The organism is Colwellia psychrerythraea (assembly GCF_000764225.1).
GTDB classification, from domain to species: Bacteria; Pseudomonadota; Gammaproteobacteria; order Enterobacterales; family Alteromonadaceae; genus Colwellia; species Colwellia psychrerythraea_D.
The window spans coordinates 208,400-225,012 of record NZ_JQED01000017.1 but is presented as its reverse complement, the minus strand read 5'-3'; the positions used below and the strand labels follow the sequence as shown (position 1 = coordinate 225,012).

15 protein-coding genes are annotated in these 16,613 nt (G+C 39.3%); 7 read left to right on the top strand and 8 right to left on the bottom strand.

From position 1 onward, the window contains the following. Positions 1–116 precede the first annotated feature (116 nt). From ccoG to ND2E_RS11705, 4 genes are all read left to right on the top strand, one after another. Positions 117–1,499, top strand: coding sequence for a cytochrome c oxidase accessory protein CcoG (gene ccoG, locus ND2E_RS11690; protein WP_033093687.1), 1,383 nt, complete (start codon positions 117–119; stop codon positions 1,497–1,499). A gap of 125 nt (positions 1,500–1,624) precedes the next feature. Then, the gene (locus tag ND2E_RS11695) at positions 1,625–2,245 is read left to right on the top strand and encodes a cytochrome c oxidase subunit 3 family protein (RefSeq protein WP_033093686.1); all 621 of its coding nucleotides are present in this window, start codon (positions 1,625–1,627) and stop codon (positions 2,243–2,245) included. A 9-nt stretch (positions 2,246–2,254) separates the two neighbouring features. Next, positions 2,255–2,551, top strand: coding sequence for a cytochrome C oxidase subunit IV family protein (locus tag ND2E_RS11700; protein ID WP_033093685.1), 297 nt, complete (start codon positions 2,255–2,257; stop codon positions 2,549–2,551). A gap of 237 nt (positions 2,552–2,788) precedes the next feature. Continuing rightward, positions 2,789–4,489 carry an OprO/OprP family phosphate-selective porin gene (locus ND2E_RS11705; protein ID WP_033093684.1) on the top strand — a complete coding sequence of 567 codons (1,701 nt, stop codon included), beginning with the start codon at positions 2,789–2,791 and terminating at the stop codon, positions 4,487–4,489. Between the two features lie 51 nt (positions 4,490–4,540). Here ND2E_RS11705 and ND2E_RS11710 read toward each other — a convergent pair whose 3' ends face one another. The 5 genes from ND2E_RS11710 to ND2E_RS0121440 all read right to left on the bottom strand — a co-directional run bounded on the left by ND2E_RS11710 (position 4,541) and on the right by ND2E_RS0121440 (position 8,817). Further along, positions 4,541–5,299: a TSUP family transporter gene (locus ND2E_RS11710; protein WP_033093683.1), complete on the bottom strand. Its 759-nt coding sequence runs from the start codon at positions 5,297–5,299 to the stop codon at positions 4,541–4,543. A gap of 85 nt (positions 5,300–5,384) precedes the next feature. Next, the gene (locus ND2E_RS0121445; protein ID WP_052056479.1) at positions 5,385–5,708 is read right to left on the bottom strand and encodes a DUF3325 domain-containing protein; all 324 of its coding nucleotides are present in this window, start codon (positions 5,706–5,708) and stop codon (positions 5,385–5,387) included. Then, positions 5,708–7,339: a PepSY-associated TM helix domain-containing protein gene (locus ND2E_RS11715; RefSeq protein ID WP_052056478.1), complete on the bottom strand. Its 1,632-nt coding sequence runs from the start codon at positions 7,337–7,339 to the stop codon at positions 5,708–5,710. The genes ND2E_RS0121445 and ND2E_RS11715 overlap by 1 nt, the downstream gene beginning before the upstream one ends. Next, positions 7,339–7,659, bottom strand: a complete 321-nt coding sequence (locus ND2E_RS11720) for a hypothetical protein (RefSeq protein WP_223303595.1) — start codon at positions 7,657–7,659, stop codon at positions 7,339–7,341. The genes ND2E_RS11715 and ND2E_RS11720 overlap by 1 nt, the downstream gene beginning before the upstream one ends. A gap of 237 nt (positions 7,660–7,896) precedes the next feature. Next, positions 7,897–8,817, bottom strand: coding sequence for a GGDEF domain-containing protein (locus ND2E_RS0121440; protein ID WP_052056474.1), 921 nt, complete (start codon positions 8,815–8,817; stop codon positions 7,897–7,899). A gap of 222 nt (positions 8,818–9,039) precedes the next feature. On the opposite strand from ND2E_RS0121440, the gene ND2E_RS11725 reads away from it, so the two are divergent. Beyond that, positions 9,040–10,080 (top strand): FHA domain-containing protein, encoded by a 1,041-nt coding sequence (locus ND2E_RS11725; RefSeq protein ID WP_052056472.1) that lies wholly within the window; start codon positions 9,040–9,042, stop codon positions 10,078–10,080. Between the two features lies 1 nt (position 10,081). Next, on the top strand, positions 10,082–12,919 hold the full coding sequence (locus tag ND2E_RS22390) for a serine/threonine-protein kinase (RefSeq protein ID WP_052056470.1): 2,838 nt from the start codon (positions 10,082–10,084) through the stop codon (positions 12,917–12,919). Here the strand turns inward: ND2E_RS22390 and ND2E_RS11730 are convergent. Next, positions 12,916–13,470 carry a hypothetical protein gene (locus ND2E_RS11730; RefSeq protein WP_033093682.1) on the bottom strand — a complete coding sequence of 185 codons (555 nt, stop codon included), beginning with the start codon at positions 13,468–13,470 and terminating at the stop codon, positions 12,916–12,918. The two genes, ND2E_RS22390 and ND2E_RS11730, sit on opposite strands and share 4 nt — an antisense overlap. 356 nt (positions 13,471–13,826) lie before the next feature. Here ND2E_RS11730 and ND2E_RS11735 point away from each other — a divergent pair, with 356 nt between their 5' ends. After that, positions 13,827–14,507: a phosphoglycolate phosphatase gene (locus ND2E_RS11735; protein ID WP_033093681.1), complete on the top strand. Its 681-nt coding sequence runs from the start codon at positions 13,827–13,829 to the stop codon at positions 14,505–14,507. 70 nt (positions 14,508–14,577) lie between these two features. On the opposite strand, the gene ND2E_RS11740 is transcribed toward ND2E_RS11735, so the two are convergent. Beyond that, positions 14,578–16,065 carry an FAD-dependent oxidoreductase gene (locus ND2E_RS11740; protein WP_033093765.1) on the bottom strand — a complete coding sequence of 496 codons (1,488 nt, stop codon included), beginning with the start codon at positions 16,063–16,065 and terminating at the stop codon, positions 14,578–14,580. A 134-nt stretch (positions 16,066–16,199) separates the two neighbouring features. Next, entirely contained in the window at positions 16,200–16,415 is a 216-nt protein-coding gene (locus tag ND2E_RS11745; RefSeq protein ID WP_033093680.1) for a cysteine-rich CWC family protein, read from the bottom strand. Positions 16,416–16,613: the final 198 nt, after the last annotated feature.

Below are 16,613 nucleotides of genomic sequence, written 5' to 3'. Positions count from 1 at the left end.
CCATAGAGCCATTTACCAGTTTATTTTACACTTAAATTACAACAACTTAACTATTAGGCGTTTTGGCGTGATTATTGATATAGAGTAATTACTTAATTATGACCCTGTAGTAATTTATGAAGTTTGATATCAAAGAAGAGCACCTCATCATTAAGCCCTATAAATCTCAAACATCTGTGTATGTGAGAGAACAAAAAGGCTTCTACCAAAAAATACGCCGTTATCTTAACTGGCTACTTATGTTTATTTTTATTGCCCTACCCTTTGTGCAATTTAACGAGCAACAAGCTGTTTTACTTGATGTAGTGAAACAAGAGTTTAGAATTTTTAATCTCACCTTCTGGCCACAAGACTTTATCTTGCTGGCAGGTATTTTTATGGTGGCAGCCTTTGCACTTTTTTTTGTTACCACTTGGCTGGGAAGGGTTTGGTGTGGCTATGTTTGCCCGCAAACCGTTTGGACACTAGCCTATGTCTGGGTTGAGCACCGAATAGAGGGGACACGCAACAAACGAATGGCTCTAGATAAAGCCCCGTGGAACCTGAATAAAGTGTACAGAAAAACACTCAAACACATCATTTGGCAATTAATGTCATTATTTACCGCAACGACCTTTATCTCTTATTTCATTCCTGTAAATGAATTATATAGCACCATGTTAACTTTCGATTGGAGCGGTGCCGTCACGTTTTGGGTACTGTTTTTTGCCCTAGCTACCTACGGTAATGCGGGCTGGATGAGAGAGCATGTGTGTATTCACCTATGTCCTTATTCACGCTTTCAGTCAGCCATGTTTGATAAAAATACACTGTTGGTTGCCTACGATGCTAAGCGTGGTGAAAATAGAGCACCGCGAAAACGCAAGGATGATGCCAAAGCACTTGGTCTAGGTGATTGTGTTGACTGTAATTTATGTGTTGATGTATGCCCTGCCGGCATAGATATCCGTAACGGCATCCAATACGAGTGCATTAACTGTGGTCTATGTATTGATGCATGCGATCAAACCATGGAAAGATTTAACTATCCAAAGGGGTTGATTAGCTATACCAGTGAACAACAACTCGCAGGCAAAAAAAGTAGCCGCTTTAACTTAAAGCTCGCTTCTTATGCAGGTTTGACCTTAATGTTTATCCTGTTATTAGGTATTTGGATCGATAGCAGAATCCCATTAGAAGCGAATATTATCCGTGATAGAACGGCACTGTTCCGCGTCAATTATGAAGGTATAGTTGAGAACACCTATACCTTAAAAATTCTCAATAAAACCCAGCAACCTTTGCACTTTGATATCAAGGTGAAGAATTTAAGCGATACAAAATCAAAGCTGCCTAAAAATGTACGCATAGCCGCAGGGGTGATGGAAGAAATCCCTGTCACCATTGCGTTAGATGGTTATGAGCTTGAGAAAAAAATCACTAACTTTGATTTTATTATTCAAGCCGTCGAACAACCGAATATCTTAGTGCAGAAAAAGACTGTGTTCTTTCGTAACTAACAGATGGAATAACAACAAAGCCTCGCAGACCAGTCGCTTTGTTGTTATTAACTCTTAATTATTAACTTCACTCTGAAAGGTGAGTGATGGCTTAGTCAGTCACTTGTCTACGAGTAAGGAATTATATGACTATTACCGCAACAGATTTTAATTTAAACGGCAGTGGCTCAGTCACTAAAGAACCGGAAACGCTAAATAAAATACCGGGTAACCGGGCTATTTGGGTAGGTATATTCGCCGAATTAACTGAATTTGCTCTGTTTTTTTTAGTGTACTTTATTGCCAAAGCGCACTACCCAGAACAATTTAACCAAGGACCACAACAGTTAAACACGTTAGCAGGCACTTTAAATACCTTTGCCTTAATCACGAGTAGCTTTTTTGTTGCCAAAGCACTGGCGTCCATTCGCATGGATGACCCTGAGCAAAGTATAAAGTGGCTATGGCGAGCAGTGTTCTGTGGCTGCCTTTATCTTGTGATCAAAGTTTGGGAATATCATTGGAATGTAGATCAGGGCATTGAAACCAATACCAACAAATTCTATACCATGTATTACTACATGACCTTTAACCATTTATTACATGTTGGTTGGGCAAGCGGTAGTTTACTTTGGGCTATTCATCAACTCAAAGTTGGTCGTTATACCAAACAAAACCATATCGGATTAACCGCCATCGCTTGTTATTGGCATATGGTCGATTTAGCTTGGGTAATCATTTTTCCACTGTTATACGTACTTCGATAAGGGATCCTCATGATAAAAAATATCTTCACACTCAATGCATTAGATTTCTCATGGATTTTACTAATGATTATTACTTCTGCTAATGCCTTGGTTGCCGAAACAGCTGAGCCAAGCTTGGCTATTACCGCCATTATTTGTTGCTCTATTGCCTATAAGGGCAGGCGAATTATGGATTATTTCATGGAACTAAATCATGCTAATGAAACGATTCAATTTTTTATGCGCAGCTACTTCCATGTTTTTCCGGCACTCATCTTTTTAACTGATCTATTTTCTGAAGAGCTTGCCAGTTTAACGACAATTTAGCAGTGACATACTCAATGAAATTGTCATATTAAGCAAAAACCATTGATAATAAGGCGAAACTTAGCATGGTTTAAGGCTTAGGTTCACAATGTAGTCTAGAATAATATCAATAATGAAATAACTTGATTAATTTGCGTTGCGTCATAAATTATATACAGAGCTCAGCACATATTAGTACTTGTTATCATCCACTTGATAAATAGGTACATGATGAGGATAAAAAGAAATATATTCACCATGCTCTGGACAACTCTGACATTGGCCATTTTTACGTTAAGTCAATTATCTATTTGCCAAGCCGAAAAGATTTCACAAAAAGCAGTGCCCAATGCCCCTGAGGCAGTCGAACAAAAAATAGTCATTCGCAATATCACCTTTGTCGATCCTGCAAAAAAAAAGAAGAGCACTACCGCTAACTTAGTTATCACCAATAAGTTATTCGACCTAGTAACAAAAGATGATATCGATGTTGGCCACGGTGATATTATTTTTGATGCGCAAAATGGCTTTATTCTCGGCTCACTAGAATCAGGAGAAATTGCCAATTTTCTAATTTTAGATGCTGACCCTCATGAGAATATTGAGGCCTTACTCGACACTAAAAAACATGTACTGCTCGCTATCCATAACGGCGTTATTATTCGAAATAACCTCAGAGCCGAGAGTAATATCTCTGCATTAGCAGAACAGAAAAGAATAAAACCAAAGCGTGCAGGCTGGTTATCTTATACCCCGCCGCCCATTGTTTTACCCAGTAACTATAAAGATGCCGATTGGATAAAGTTTGATAATGACTATTTTTCTACCATATTAATTGGTGCGCTGGCTTTAGACAGACAAAGCTGGCAATCACAAGATGATACTAGCTTAGCGCAAGTCGGCGATTTACAAGATTTTAATGGCGGTGAAATCCGAGCGCTGCGTTTTGGCCTTGCGGGGGCAATAAAATTTGATAAACCCTGGATCTATATGATTACAGGAGCCACTAATGCCTTCGATAAAGGTTATGACACCAACACGACAGATAATATCAGTTTTATGGATTGGCGCCTTGATATACCTAGCTTTTATAACACTACCCTGAGTATAGGTAAGCAAAAAGAGCCTATTTCGATGGAAAGACTAATGAGTATGACTTTTTTACCGATGCAGGAACGCGCCTTGGTTTCTGATGCATTACTGCCCTCACGTAACTTTGGTGCTGTCTTAAGTGGCATTTCACTGAATCAAAAGGTAACTTGGGCAGGCGGTGTCTTTAATAACTGGCTAGAGGACGAAGGCTCACTTAGCGAGAATTCCACAGAACTCGTCGGGCGAACAACTTGGTTGCCTTACCTATCAGCAGATGAAGATGAAATAATCCACCTGGCTTTTGGCCTACGCTATAGTAATGCAAAAGAAGGATTAAGGTACGCTTCTGAACCTGAATTTAATAAATCTGTCCTCTTTGTCGATACCGGAGATATTGATGCTGATAACAGCATCACTTATAACCTTGAAGCATCTTGGCGTAAGGGTCCTGTTTGGCTGATTGGTGAATATAGCAAAAATAAAATCGCAGCCAATTATCTACAAAATCCAGAGCTTTCTGGCTACCATATTAGCGCGGTATTTTCAGTCACTGGTGAAATGCGCGAATACAATAAAAGGAGTGGCACCTTCTCCCCACTACGCGTAGCTCGCAGTGTTGAACAAGGAGGCTGGGGAGCACTGGAAGTCAGTACTCGTTGGTCTGTATTTGATGGCAGTGATGGTGGTTTAGCAGCGGGAGATACCTCAATATTATCTGTCGGTTTTGCTTGGTGGTTAACTGCAAAATTTAACGTCAATTTCAATTACCGTTGGGTAGATTTAGACCGATGTAGTTTTATCTCTGAAACCTGCGACTTACAAGGTAGAAGCAGCGGTTTTAATACACGCTTAGCATTGTTCTTATGATCAATAAATCTTACACTTTGTATGGAGGTTATACTTTATGTACCAGAGCAACTACGTCGTCACGTATTTAGCCAACATGCCAAAACACATGATAACCACTAAATACCTTAAATAATTTACCGGAATTTTAAATAGGCAATGGGCGCCTAACCAAGCACCAATAAATTGACCCAACATCATAATGAAGCCAACCAGCCAAATAACCTGCCCGGCAAATAAAAACACAAGCAACGAGGCAATATTGGTAGAAAAATTCAGCGTTTTAGCTATCGCTGTTGCTTCGAGAAATTTCTGTGCTCGCAGTGCACGACCAGCCAGAGTAAAGAAAGAACCTGTGCCTGGCCCCAAAACCCCGTCATAACAACCGATCAAAGGTACAACAAAGTTTCTATAACTTACTGCCGAGACTTTCGCAGGTTTATTTTCAGCATCTACTGTCGGGGTTAGTAAGAAATAAATGCCAATAACACTAATCACCACAGGAATGATAAACGTTAACGCTTCGGTATTAACGAATTGAACAATGACGGTACCAATAACAGATCCGATAAAAGCAGCTGGCATTAACTCTTTAATCTGACGCCACCTCACCCGTCTATTTCGCAGCATCATCATACTGGCAGTCCCTGCTCCCACGCAAGATTGCAACTTATTGGTACCCAGCGCTAACAGTGGTGGCATACCACTCATCATCAATGCAGGAAGCGTTAATAAGCCACCTCCGCCTGCTAAGGTATCAAGAAAACCCGCAATAATGGCAATGCTAAATAAAAATAATGCTATTTCAATAGTTAAACCGGCAAACTCCAAGAGACTTCCTCTACACTTTACTAATAGTCGTGAGGCAAGGACTGTAAGCAACTACTGGGTAATAAGCAATACATCAATATCGCAACTAGTGAGTTAACACACTTACGCTAACCATTAATAACGAAGCAATAGCAAGTTGTGGTACTATTTTCGCGTTATACGTCAGCACCATTATCAACAAGAAGGTTGCCATGGTGAGCGCTCCGAATAACAGTGCCGGCCCAATAGACCAACCAAACAATGCCACGCTTAAATAGGCGGTAAACATCAGCACAAACCAAGCTAAAGGTCTAAAAAGTAATACCGCAAGCTTAGGCAGTGTTTGCTCGAACACTTGTTTTCGATGTTTATTCATCGCAAGGCAAAAAAGCACCATAGCTAAAAAGCTTAAACTGGTTAATAAGAGCATTAGCCATTCTCCTTACTAATACGCGGCAACTGTAGTCGATTGTCATTATCTAATGTATTGTCTTGTCGTCTTTTTTTTCTGCTCACTACTTTTTTAGGCTGCAGTGTTTTGTACTTATAAGCCGAAAAAGCAAAGCAACAGCCAACGGTGAAGAATGTCAGATCAAAAGCAGCAAAACCCCAATCTTGTTGCGACAAACTATTAACAAGGTGCTTATCTGTGGTTAATGCATTGATTAAGGGTAGTGCTATATAAACCAGTGCGGCAAGTTGTAACTGTTCACGCCATGCTTTAGTAGCAGGGCGAAACGCAGGGTAAATTAATAATAATGCCCAACTAATAAACATCACATTAGCTTCCCAATCTACTCGACCAACCATTGAAACAGGTAACAACCTATTAGCATAAAAATACATCGCGATAGCGATAGGCAAGCCAACAATTGTACCAATATTGAGTTGTTCAACTAGTCGGTAACCAAAATCGGGGCCGTTCAGCTTTTTCAGTTGCTTAGGTTTACGTTTAGTGGTCCACAGAATTAACCCTGAAGCAATCATGGCTGTGCCAATAAGACCGGTTAAAAAGTATATCCAACGGGCTAGTGGTCCGGCAAATTGGCCCTCGTGCAACGAATAAAAACCATTATGAATCATACCGGCTACAGTATACTCTCTCGGTGTTTGTTCGATGACTTCACTGGTAATTGCATTAACTCTCACATAATCATTTGGATTATAAGTGATATCAGTTTCATGACGAATGAAGCGTACTTGGGCATTGATATCGTTTGCAGCAAACACTTCAATTGCACTTAGTTCATCTTTTTTCCACGTGTTTTTCGCTTGTTGATATAGCGATGATAAATCTTGCATTGCTGCCGCTTGATTTGCACTATCTGTATGAATCGTTCGAGGGAATATCTCTTTGCGCATTTCCCGATATTCATCTTCATTGGTTTGCAGATTGGTACTTAGTGCCATGTAAGTGAAAAGGAAAAAGAGTAAACCACTGTAAGTGATCATAAAATGAAATGGCAGGGCAATAACACTCAATACATTATGAATATCTAACCAGCCAATCAACCCTTTTTTTGCTCTAAAAGTAAAAAAATCAGTGAATATTTTCTTATGGATAACAACGCCAGTGACAACGGCTAACAACATCAACATGGCGCAGAAACCCACGATCCAATAGCTGATTTTAGTGGATAAATAATGCAAACGATAATGCATTCTATAAAGCAGCCTACCGCCACCCGTTGCTCGACTCTCGACTTTTTCGCCTGTGGTTATATCCAACACAGTTGTCTTATACCGACCACGCTTCTTCCCATCTTCTGGCGGATTACGCCAGCCGACACGCAAATTTTGATTGCGAACGGTTGGTAAATATATGTCCCATTTATCAATACCCTGAGCATTTTTCTGCAAATATGTTTGTGCAGTAGTAATTAATTGCTCATTACTCAAGTTATGCTCAATAAAAGGTCGCTCGGGCTCCATCCAACGGGTAATTTCTTGGTAAAAGTAACCGAGTGTTCCGGTTAAGAACATAAAAAATAAGATCCAGCCAACACTCAGGCCCACCCAAGTATGAAACCACTTCATTGATTGTCTAAAGTTATCTTTCATTAGTGACTCGCACCCGAAAACTGCATTAATAACCAAGTCCCGAATAAAAAGGCTAGATTCCACTTTATTAGGCCTATCCATGCCTTAGTGGCATTTGATGCCGAAAATACCCACATGGCAGCACAGGCATACACAAGGAATGAGAGTAATAATCCAATATGAATAGCTTGGTATCTCCCTGCACTGCTTGAGAGTAATTGGCTGATAAAAAGAGCACTAGATGTTGCTAATGCATAACCGCCAAAAGTAGCTGCCAATACGCGAGAAAAAATAGCCCAACGAGGGCTAGGTTCATTAAAAAAATTTATAAAATAAGACACTAAACATTCCATATCTACTGCTCCTGCATCGCCCCTTGTACTCAGATACTTTGAAGAGATAACAAACGGATAATGCATCTACAGTACAGGCATTAAATCAGAGCAGTACGATACCACAACATGTAATGCAAATCATTAGCGTTTGTATTTTATTGAGGGTTTCTTATTTGAGCACAAAGAAATGAGGAATTTTAAGTAAGGTGTATTTCTACAACGGGGAAGTTGAGCTTTAGCTATTTAGGTCATTTGGCTGCAAGGCGACATTTCCAAACAGTTTTTCCCTTTCTCTTTTGCTCGATACAAAGCTTCGTCTGCTCGGCCATAAAGCTGCTTAGATTCATCATAACGATGGTATAGCGCGCTGCCTATACTGCAAGACAAACCAAACTTTGCTAATAACTGACAAGTTTCCATTAGCTTTGCTATACGCAGTGCTATTCTTGGCACAGATTCAACACTCGTATCATTCAATAAAATCGTAAACTCATCACCGCCAAAGCGAAAAACTTTATCTTGTTCACGACAACACGCTAATAATATTTTAGCGAAGCTACACAGTACAAGATCGCCTGTTTGATGACCAAATTGATCATTCACTTTTTTAAAACCATCTAGGTCGATGACTAACAAGGAAAAACAAGTTTGCTTTTCAAGGTTTTTACTTACTAAAACTTGATAAGTCGTTTCAAACTGATTGCGATTTGCCAAACCGGTTAAATTATCCGTTAATGCCATATGTTTTACTTGCTGATATTGTATGGCGTTATTCAGAGGATAAGACAGTATTTTCACTAGTTTTTTCAGCAACTGTACTTGGGCTAATGTTGGCTTATCCGTGAAATAACATTTCAAACAACCAAGGGATTTATCTTTAGCTGCCAACCTCTGGCTTATGCAATAACCACCTTGATCTTGCTCTAGTAGATCTAATTCAAAGTTACTTGCCACAAATCGAACATTGAATATAGGTAAGTACTTGCTCACTTCTTGATGAAAAATAGAAAATAATAGTTCTGGCTCAACCGTCGTTTGCAAACGACAGAGTAAAATATAGCTAACACGCTCAATAGCCTCCGTTTTGAGAATGGCGTTTAACCACAGAGGATGAGCGCTATTGAAGTTTAAGAGTTGGTAGTTACTTTTAAGTTTTTTTATCATGTTGCCATCGATATGTTAGCTATATAACAATAAGTATCTTGGTTCTGGGGTAAGCATATCGAGTTAACAGAAAAAAAATATTACATCTTATTACAGCTAGATAAAAACTAGCGATGTTAATAAGTTAACTAAAGGTAAACGACTGGACACTACTACTAATAAACGCTACTCTACTTTTTCCCACAAAAATTCACTTTCGGTTTTGCTTAGTTAGGTTTTACTATGGCTTATTTATTTAATCATCAGTCACAAACACGATGTTATTTATATGCTTATCATAATTTTGGTCGCTTCGCTTATTCAGTAGATACCCTGATTACTAACCCCCGTATTTCTAAAATGCATGCGGTTATTGAATGGCAAAATCAGCAATGGTTTATTCGTGACTTAAGCAGCAATGGCACTTGGTTGAATAAAAAAAAACTGACTAAACAACAACCAAAATTACTCAACGTGGGTGACGAAATTCGCTTCTCCAATGACGATGAAATTGTATTTACTGTCGGTGAATTAAATCCACCTAGCGTTAAGTTGATCCCTTATTCTGAGAGTATCCAAGAGCTTCGCGGTAACCCTAAAGAGGCAATTTCACTACAGCCCTATCATTTATTACCTAATGAAAAAGCCCCCGAAATAGCCTTGATTTTGAATCAAATAACGGGTCAATGGCGTATCGAATATATTAATGAACCTCAGTTAGAACCGCGTTTGTTATGCGAACATGACCTTGTTGAGTTTGATAACCAACGCTGGCAATTTCAGTTAAGTCATTTAGCTGACAGCACAGAGATTCAAGCAAAACCTCAACTCAACATTGATAACATACATTGCCTTTTTGAACTCAGCTTAGATGAAGAGATTACCAAGTTAACAGTAAAGTCGGCACAAGGCAGTATTGATTTGCAGAGTCGTAGCCATCACTATTTAACCTTGAATTTAGCTAGATATAGAGTCGCTGATGCCGAGAAAGGCATGCCCATTGCCGAACAGGGTTGGATAAACACTGACTGTTTACTGAGAGATTTAGGGGTTGATATGTCATACCTAAACATTCAAATACATCGTAGCCGAAAACAGTTCACTGAATTATTAACTAATGTAATTAACGCTGAAGACTTAATTGAGCGGCAATTACGCCGAGTGCGCTTTGGTTGTCCGAGCTTTAAAATTTATAAAGGTCAAAAACTTGAATGTTCACTTTCACCAGATTCGGGCTCTCTTGTGCAAACATCAATTGCGCCCACTAATAAAGTAGTCAGCTAATTTGTCAGACGTAAGCCCACTCGGCACTCACCTCAGTCATTACAAAATTATCAAGCTACTCAACCAAGGTGGCATGGGACAAATTTATTTGGCCGAAGATCAGCGATTACACCGCACAGTGGCCATTAAAACTATCAAGCCAGCATTTGCTACGACGCACTCCGCGCCAAATAACACTGCTAGTACTGATGACTACGATGCTAATCTAATAGAAAACGCATTACTAGAAGCACAGTTATTAGCTAAGCTAAATCACGCCAATATTGTGCAAATCTACGATATTACGCAAGAAGATGGACAAATATGTCTGGTGATGGAATACCTTGGAGGTAAAACATTACATCATTACCAACAAGAGCACGTTAGCTCGCTTTCACAGAAGCTTGCCATTATCAGCCAAATTAGTAAGGGCTTAACCGCAGCACATGCTCAGGGCATAGTGCACTGTGATTTAAAACCGAGCAACATCATCATTGATGATCATGGCAGCGTTAAAATTATTGATTTTGGCATTGCCAAACTGACCAGTGGAAATTCCGAAACCGCAAATAATTCGCATAGTTTTGGCAGTCAAACAGCAATGTCGCCCGAGCAACTTTACCAAGTTTTACCTGTTGCCAATGCTAATGCCAAGACAATAGACGACAAAACAGACAATACTATTGATTTTAGAAGTGATTTATTTTCTTTAGGTATTATCGCTTTTCAATTAATTAGCGGCCGCCATCCCTTTGCTGGTGAAAGTGCAACGCAAACAGCGCAAAATATTCTCAATGCACAGTGCCAACAAGCACAAGACATAGTGCCGCAGTTACCAAGAGAGTTAATCAATTTACTCAATAAATTATTAGCTCATCAACCAGAAGGTCGCCCGCAATCTAGCCAGTGGGTTACTCAACAATTTGAACAAATCACTAAGCATCTTACCCAGCAAGAAATACTGGCTGAAGATACTCAGCCTATTACTGACGCACTATCAACAGAGTTTGCTGCTGCACTAACTGCCAATGAGTTATCAACCAGTGTCTTATCGACTAATGAACTAGCGGCTAATCAGCTAGCGACTAACCAAACAACCACAGATAACGTAGCGATTACTCAACATAAAAACAGACGATTCATTTTTGCAGGGGTTGCATTGTTGGTAAGTTTGTTAGTGGGCGTGGGTATTTATAGTGAAACCTTATTTGCTCCTGCTGACTTGCCAGCACGTTATATCGTAGTACTACCAGCAACTATCACAAATAGTAATGCTGAAAACCCCATTGCTGATATGCAAAAAGACTTAGTCACAGCGACGCTAGATGATGCTATTCGCCAAAACATTATTAATACCAAAGGCCTGAGGTTGATTTCTCGTCGTGAGGTTGCTGGAGTCAGTAAAAACTCAACAGGTGAAACAGCCTCCCTTGCCAGCATAGCTGCGGCAACAGGTGCTAGTGATATTATTACCACTCAGCTTAGCTGTAATAATGTGAAATGTGACGTTACCTTGTCGCGACTCACGGTAAGTAATAATAATAAGATTAACAAGTGGACCGTCTTAGCGCAGAAAAAATGGCCGAGTCAAATAGAGAATTATTATGATATCAAAGAAATTACCCAATCATACCTTGCTGGCATTTACCCACAGTATAATGAAAAACATTTAACCGAACAGTCGGTTCAACAACAAGATTATCTTCTTTTTGCCACGCTTTATAATAGTGTTTTGTTAGAAGGTCGCAGTGATGACAATACATTAGAACAATTGCAAAACATACTCACTAGTTCGCCCTATTTATATAGTGCTTATGCCTTATACAGAGAAACAGCGATTGATTTATACTATAAAACCAACGAAATAAAGTACGCAGAACTTGCGAAAAAAGTGTTATCACTAGCGCCACCAGAATATAAATACAGCATTTTCCAAGCCATTGATGAATTTTGGATCTCACTCGGTTTAAGTGATTTTCCCCAGGCGAACGAGCAACTGAATATTGCTATACAACGCGGCATAGATGAGTCTAAACGATTAGAGTTACAAGCAGCCTTGCAGATGGATAGCAATGACTTATCGAAAGCAGTAGCAAATTACCAATCAGCATTAACCCTACGCCCTAGTACAAAAAATTTATATAACTTGGCGTTAAGCTTTTACCTATTAGGTGATTTTACCAATGCTAAAAAAAACCTTAAAATATTACTCAATACCATACCCCAAGATTATGATGCCAAACAATTATTAGCCGATATCTATTTATCTGAAGGAGAGCTAACACTTGCCATTGCCATGTATGAAGCCATCATCAAAGTAAACCCGCAGAGTAATGACATAGATCGCTTAGGTCTGGCTTATGCCTTAGCCGGCCGTTATCAAGATGCCTTGCAGATGGCTCAATTGGCAGTAAAAACTAGCCCTAAACACCCAACAAGAATATCAAATTTAGCAGATATCAAATTGATATTAGGCATGACAGAACAATCTACTCCCTTATATCAACAGGTCATTCAACTGTCTCACAAACAACAAGATCTTGAAACTTTATTAATAATGGCTCAAGCTTATGTGCACTTAGGCCAACATAAACAAGCAATAAAAACCCTTAATCAAGCAAAAAAATTATTTCCTGATACAGGACAAGTCGCTTTCATTGCTGCATTAATCTATAGCCAGCTAGGAGAACAAGTATCAGCAGTCAATCAAGTAGAAGAAGCCTTATCTGCTGGTTTTGGACTAGTTTGGTTTAATCTTCCATGGTTTGATCCTCTGTGTAGTAACACTGATTTTCAAAAAATATTAGCAAAAGCTGGCAAAATAGAGCGATGCCAACTGAACTTTTTAAGTCAAAATTAATTCTCTTTACGACGACGAATTCCAATAGTAGGGTCTTGCGAATAAAATACTTTCAGTTCGCCAGCACCTTTATTTCTCACATCGATACACGAAGCAATATAGCGGAAGGCTAATTCGGTAAACTCTAAATTATTATCGACATTATCTATCGTAATAACCAAACGTTGGCCTTGATATTTTATTTCGGTTTGCACGCGCAATTGACTTGCTGGCGGCTCATCAATAAAAACAACACCTGCCCCATAAAATTGCCACAACTCTGTATCACTTTGTTGGAGGTCAACAATTAGCGTTACTTTCTGATGCGGTTCAAGTTCTTTTTGTATACCACTAGGAGCAGCAATCGATTCAAAATCAAACAATAAAGGGGGTGCTATTGATACAGTCGCAGTGGAGGTATTAACTAATTCAGTTACCCAATCCTCACCACTTTGAGTAGGTTGAACTTTAAAGAAAGTTACCACTGAACCAACTAAATCATCATCGATATTAGACATGAAGGGCACAGTAATGGTTTGCGTATCAAGTACTAGGTTTTCCGGTGCATTCATAACTCTTTCCTTTTTTAATTTAAATTTCAACTGCATAAACAAGTAACGACATTATAGGCATAGGAAGATTGAAAGTAATAGTGGCTGTAATACGATGTAATATTTATGCAGACTTTCTCATTGCTTAAGTAAACACCTTGTTCTTGAAAATTCATCCTCACTGCTTATTTACAGTAAAAAGTGTCACCTTATTTTAGGCAAATGGTAATGACTTTACGGAACTTCCATGCAGAATATCGGCGATAAAATCAAAGCTCAGGTGATTGGCTATTTTTGGTAATACTTTTGCCTGCACTATTACAGATGACATGATAAAATAACCGCCAATATTTCCCCTATCCCCTATTGAGAAAGCTGTGAGCCTTGAAGAAAAAAATGTCCTGTTATTCGACCTCGATGGTACCTTAGTAGACAGCGGACCAGATCTTGCTTTAGCTGTGAATAGAACACTTAAAGAGTTAAACAAAGCGACTTTCGATCAAGATACCATTCACCATTGGGTAGGTAATGGTGCCAAGGTATTAATTGAACGCGCATTATCAGGCTCAGCAATCATCGATAAGCAATTAGAAGAATCACTGGTTCAAGAGGCGTTAGCCATCTTTTTGAAGCATTACCAAGAGTGCTTATGTATAGAATCAGTATTGTATGATGATGTGAAACAAGGGTTATTGACCTTAAAAACGGCAGGCTTTCGCCTTGCGATTATTACCAATAAACCGGCCATTTTTATTCAACCGATATTAACAGGCTTAGGTATTGATAATGTATTTGAGTTATTGATTGGTGGTGATACCTTAGCGGATAAAAAACCCCATCCAGCGCAGTTACACTATGCCCTAGAGCAGCTTAACGTCACGGCTGAACAATGTGTGATGATTGGCGATTCTAAAAATGATATCTTAGCGGCAAAAGCAGCCAACATAGATAGTGTTGGCTTAACTTATGGTTATAACTACGGTGAAGATATCAATCAATATCAGCCGCAATGGTGCTTTGATACGTTTGCTGAACTACTAACCGCACTAAAACATTAGCGATAGTGCGCTAGCCATAACGCACTAAGCATAGTGCGATAAGAATTGTACGTTAAGAATAGAGATAATTTTACAGGTTTTTTGCTAACGCCATTGGGTAATCACGCTGCTTGGCTAACATCATTGCACGTTCAGTCACTTTTATTTCGCAGCACTGCTGACTTACGGGGAAGTAATGCTGTGTTAGATAATCGCCTAATTGTACTGCGTCAACTAATCCGCAATCGACTAGATTATTTAATATCGCATCGGCTGCAGCTAAAGCCGATGAGGCTTTAACTATTTCAGTACGTGCATAGTATTGACCATAGAATGATACATCGGCAGCACGTAAATCAGCATCTTCACCGGGTATTTGTTGCGCACCAAATAGCGGTTTAGCTGCAACCGTTGCAGTATCAAAAGTAGGAACAAACTGCGCAATATGCTCAATAGAGCCTAAGGTTCTATTATGCACTAACTGCTCAGGCCATTTTTTATCAATTTTTTCAATAAAGCGTTTTGCTAATTGCGGCTGCGCACTTTCTAACGAACTCGCTACTAATCCTTGGTCAAATAAAGTGATGTCTTGCGTCATGCCATGTAGCTGGAAATACCCATCAGGGTATGGGGTCAATTGCGCCATGCCTTGCGGAGTACCTCGCTCGCCATAAAAAACAATCTCAGGCCATAACCCTTGGCATTGAGGCCAATGGGCAACATAAGCCGCTTTGAATTCCACCATACGTTTACGTTTGGCGCTGACCATGTCATCAATTTCACCACTTTTAAAACCACAGGCATTAATAACATAGTCAAAGTGTTGTTCAATGACAGTTGGGCTTTGCTGGTGTTGAACTGATGCTTGAGTAGATACTTGCCAACCTAAGCTACTTTCTTGCTGGGCAATGGCAACCACTTGGCTATCGGTTTGCAGATGACAACTAGGTAACTCCTCTATCGCTAAGCTTGCGATAGCGGCAAAACGAAATGCAGATAAACCGTATTCTTGCACTAACAATACCGGAAATTTCAAACTATCTAAATCAACGTGTTGTGCAAAAGCAATTAACCAATCGCTATCATGTTGTGCTGTTTTGGTTAGAGGTAAGTTCCGTAAAGCATCAAGCTCTGCGCGTGAATAAAAGCGAAAATAGTTTTCTGGCTCCCCAAGTACCTTGTTATCACTATCTTGAGTGACAAGTTCACGGTATTTAGCACGTAACTTCTTTAGTCGAGGTAATAAATCTTCCGGTTGACCGTTATCGGTTTTAGGCAAAGCTATCACTGTTGGCCGAATATTAACGCTCTGAGGATAAACTTTAACCGTGTCTATCGATTGCTGTAATAGCGTAAGGCATTGCTCATCACAAATCTCACGGTACAAGTTACCGCCAGCATGCAAGTGACAAATAGGCGGGCCATTAACTAAGCTTGGACCCTTTTCTATCAGCGTGGTATCTAAACCTAATTCAGCAAAGCGCAAAGCAATAGTTGAACCTGCAACACCACCACCAATAATGGCTATTTTTGCTGAAGAGTTGAGTAATGGCTGATAGGCCTCTGAGGTTTTATTCATAACAGTTTCGAGAAAATACATTTATAGAAGCTATGTTACTTGAATGCGAACTATTTGCGTAGAGCTAAGCCCTAAAAAGTCTTTATACTGTTGTGCTTTTATTGTTACGCTACTAAGTCATGATAAAAATCAAATTATTCTTCTTTGGTATTTAAACCTTGTTGAAGCCAATAACGATCAATACAAGCATTACATACGCAACTAATGCCTTTTTGATGTGCTGGTATTTTTGCGAGCAGCGCCTCAGGTACTTGAGTATTCATACACCAACAATTACTAGCCGTTTTGACACCACAGTGATTTTTTTGCTGGCATAAGGGACAAACACTGTTGTCATTTTTATCTGTCATATACACTCAATAATATTTACTGGGTAAAACGAATAGTGATGAGCATAATAACAGCTTTACCTGCAGGGGTAACATATGTTTATTGAGCTTCTTTGTTAACTAAATTTAAGCACTAAATAGCACTAAGAACCACTAGCATCATTTACAATGAAATTTTTATTTCATCAAGCGGTCTTTTAGGTCATAACCCACAAAGCT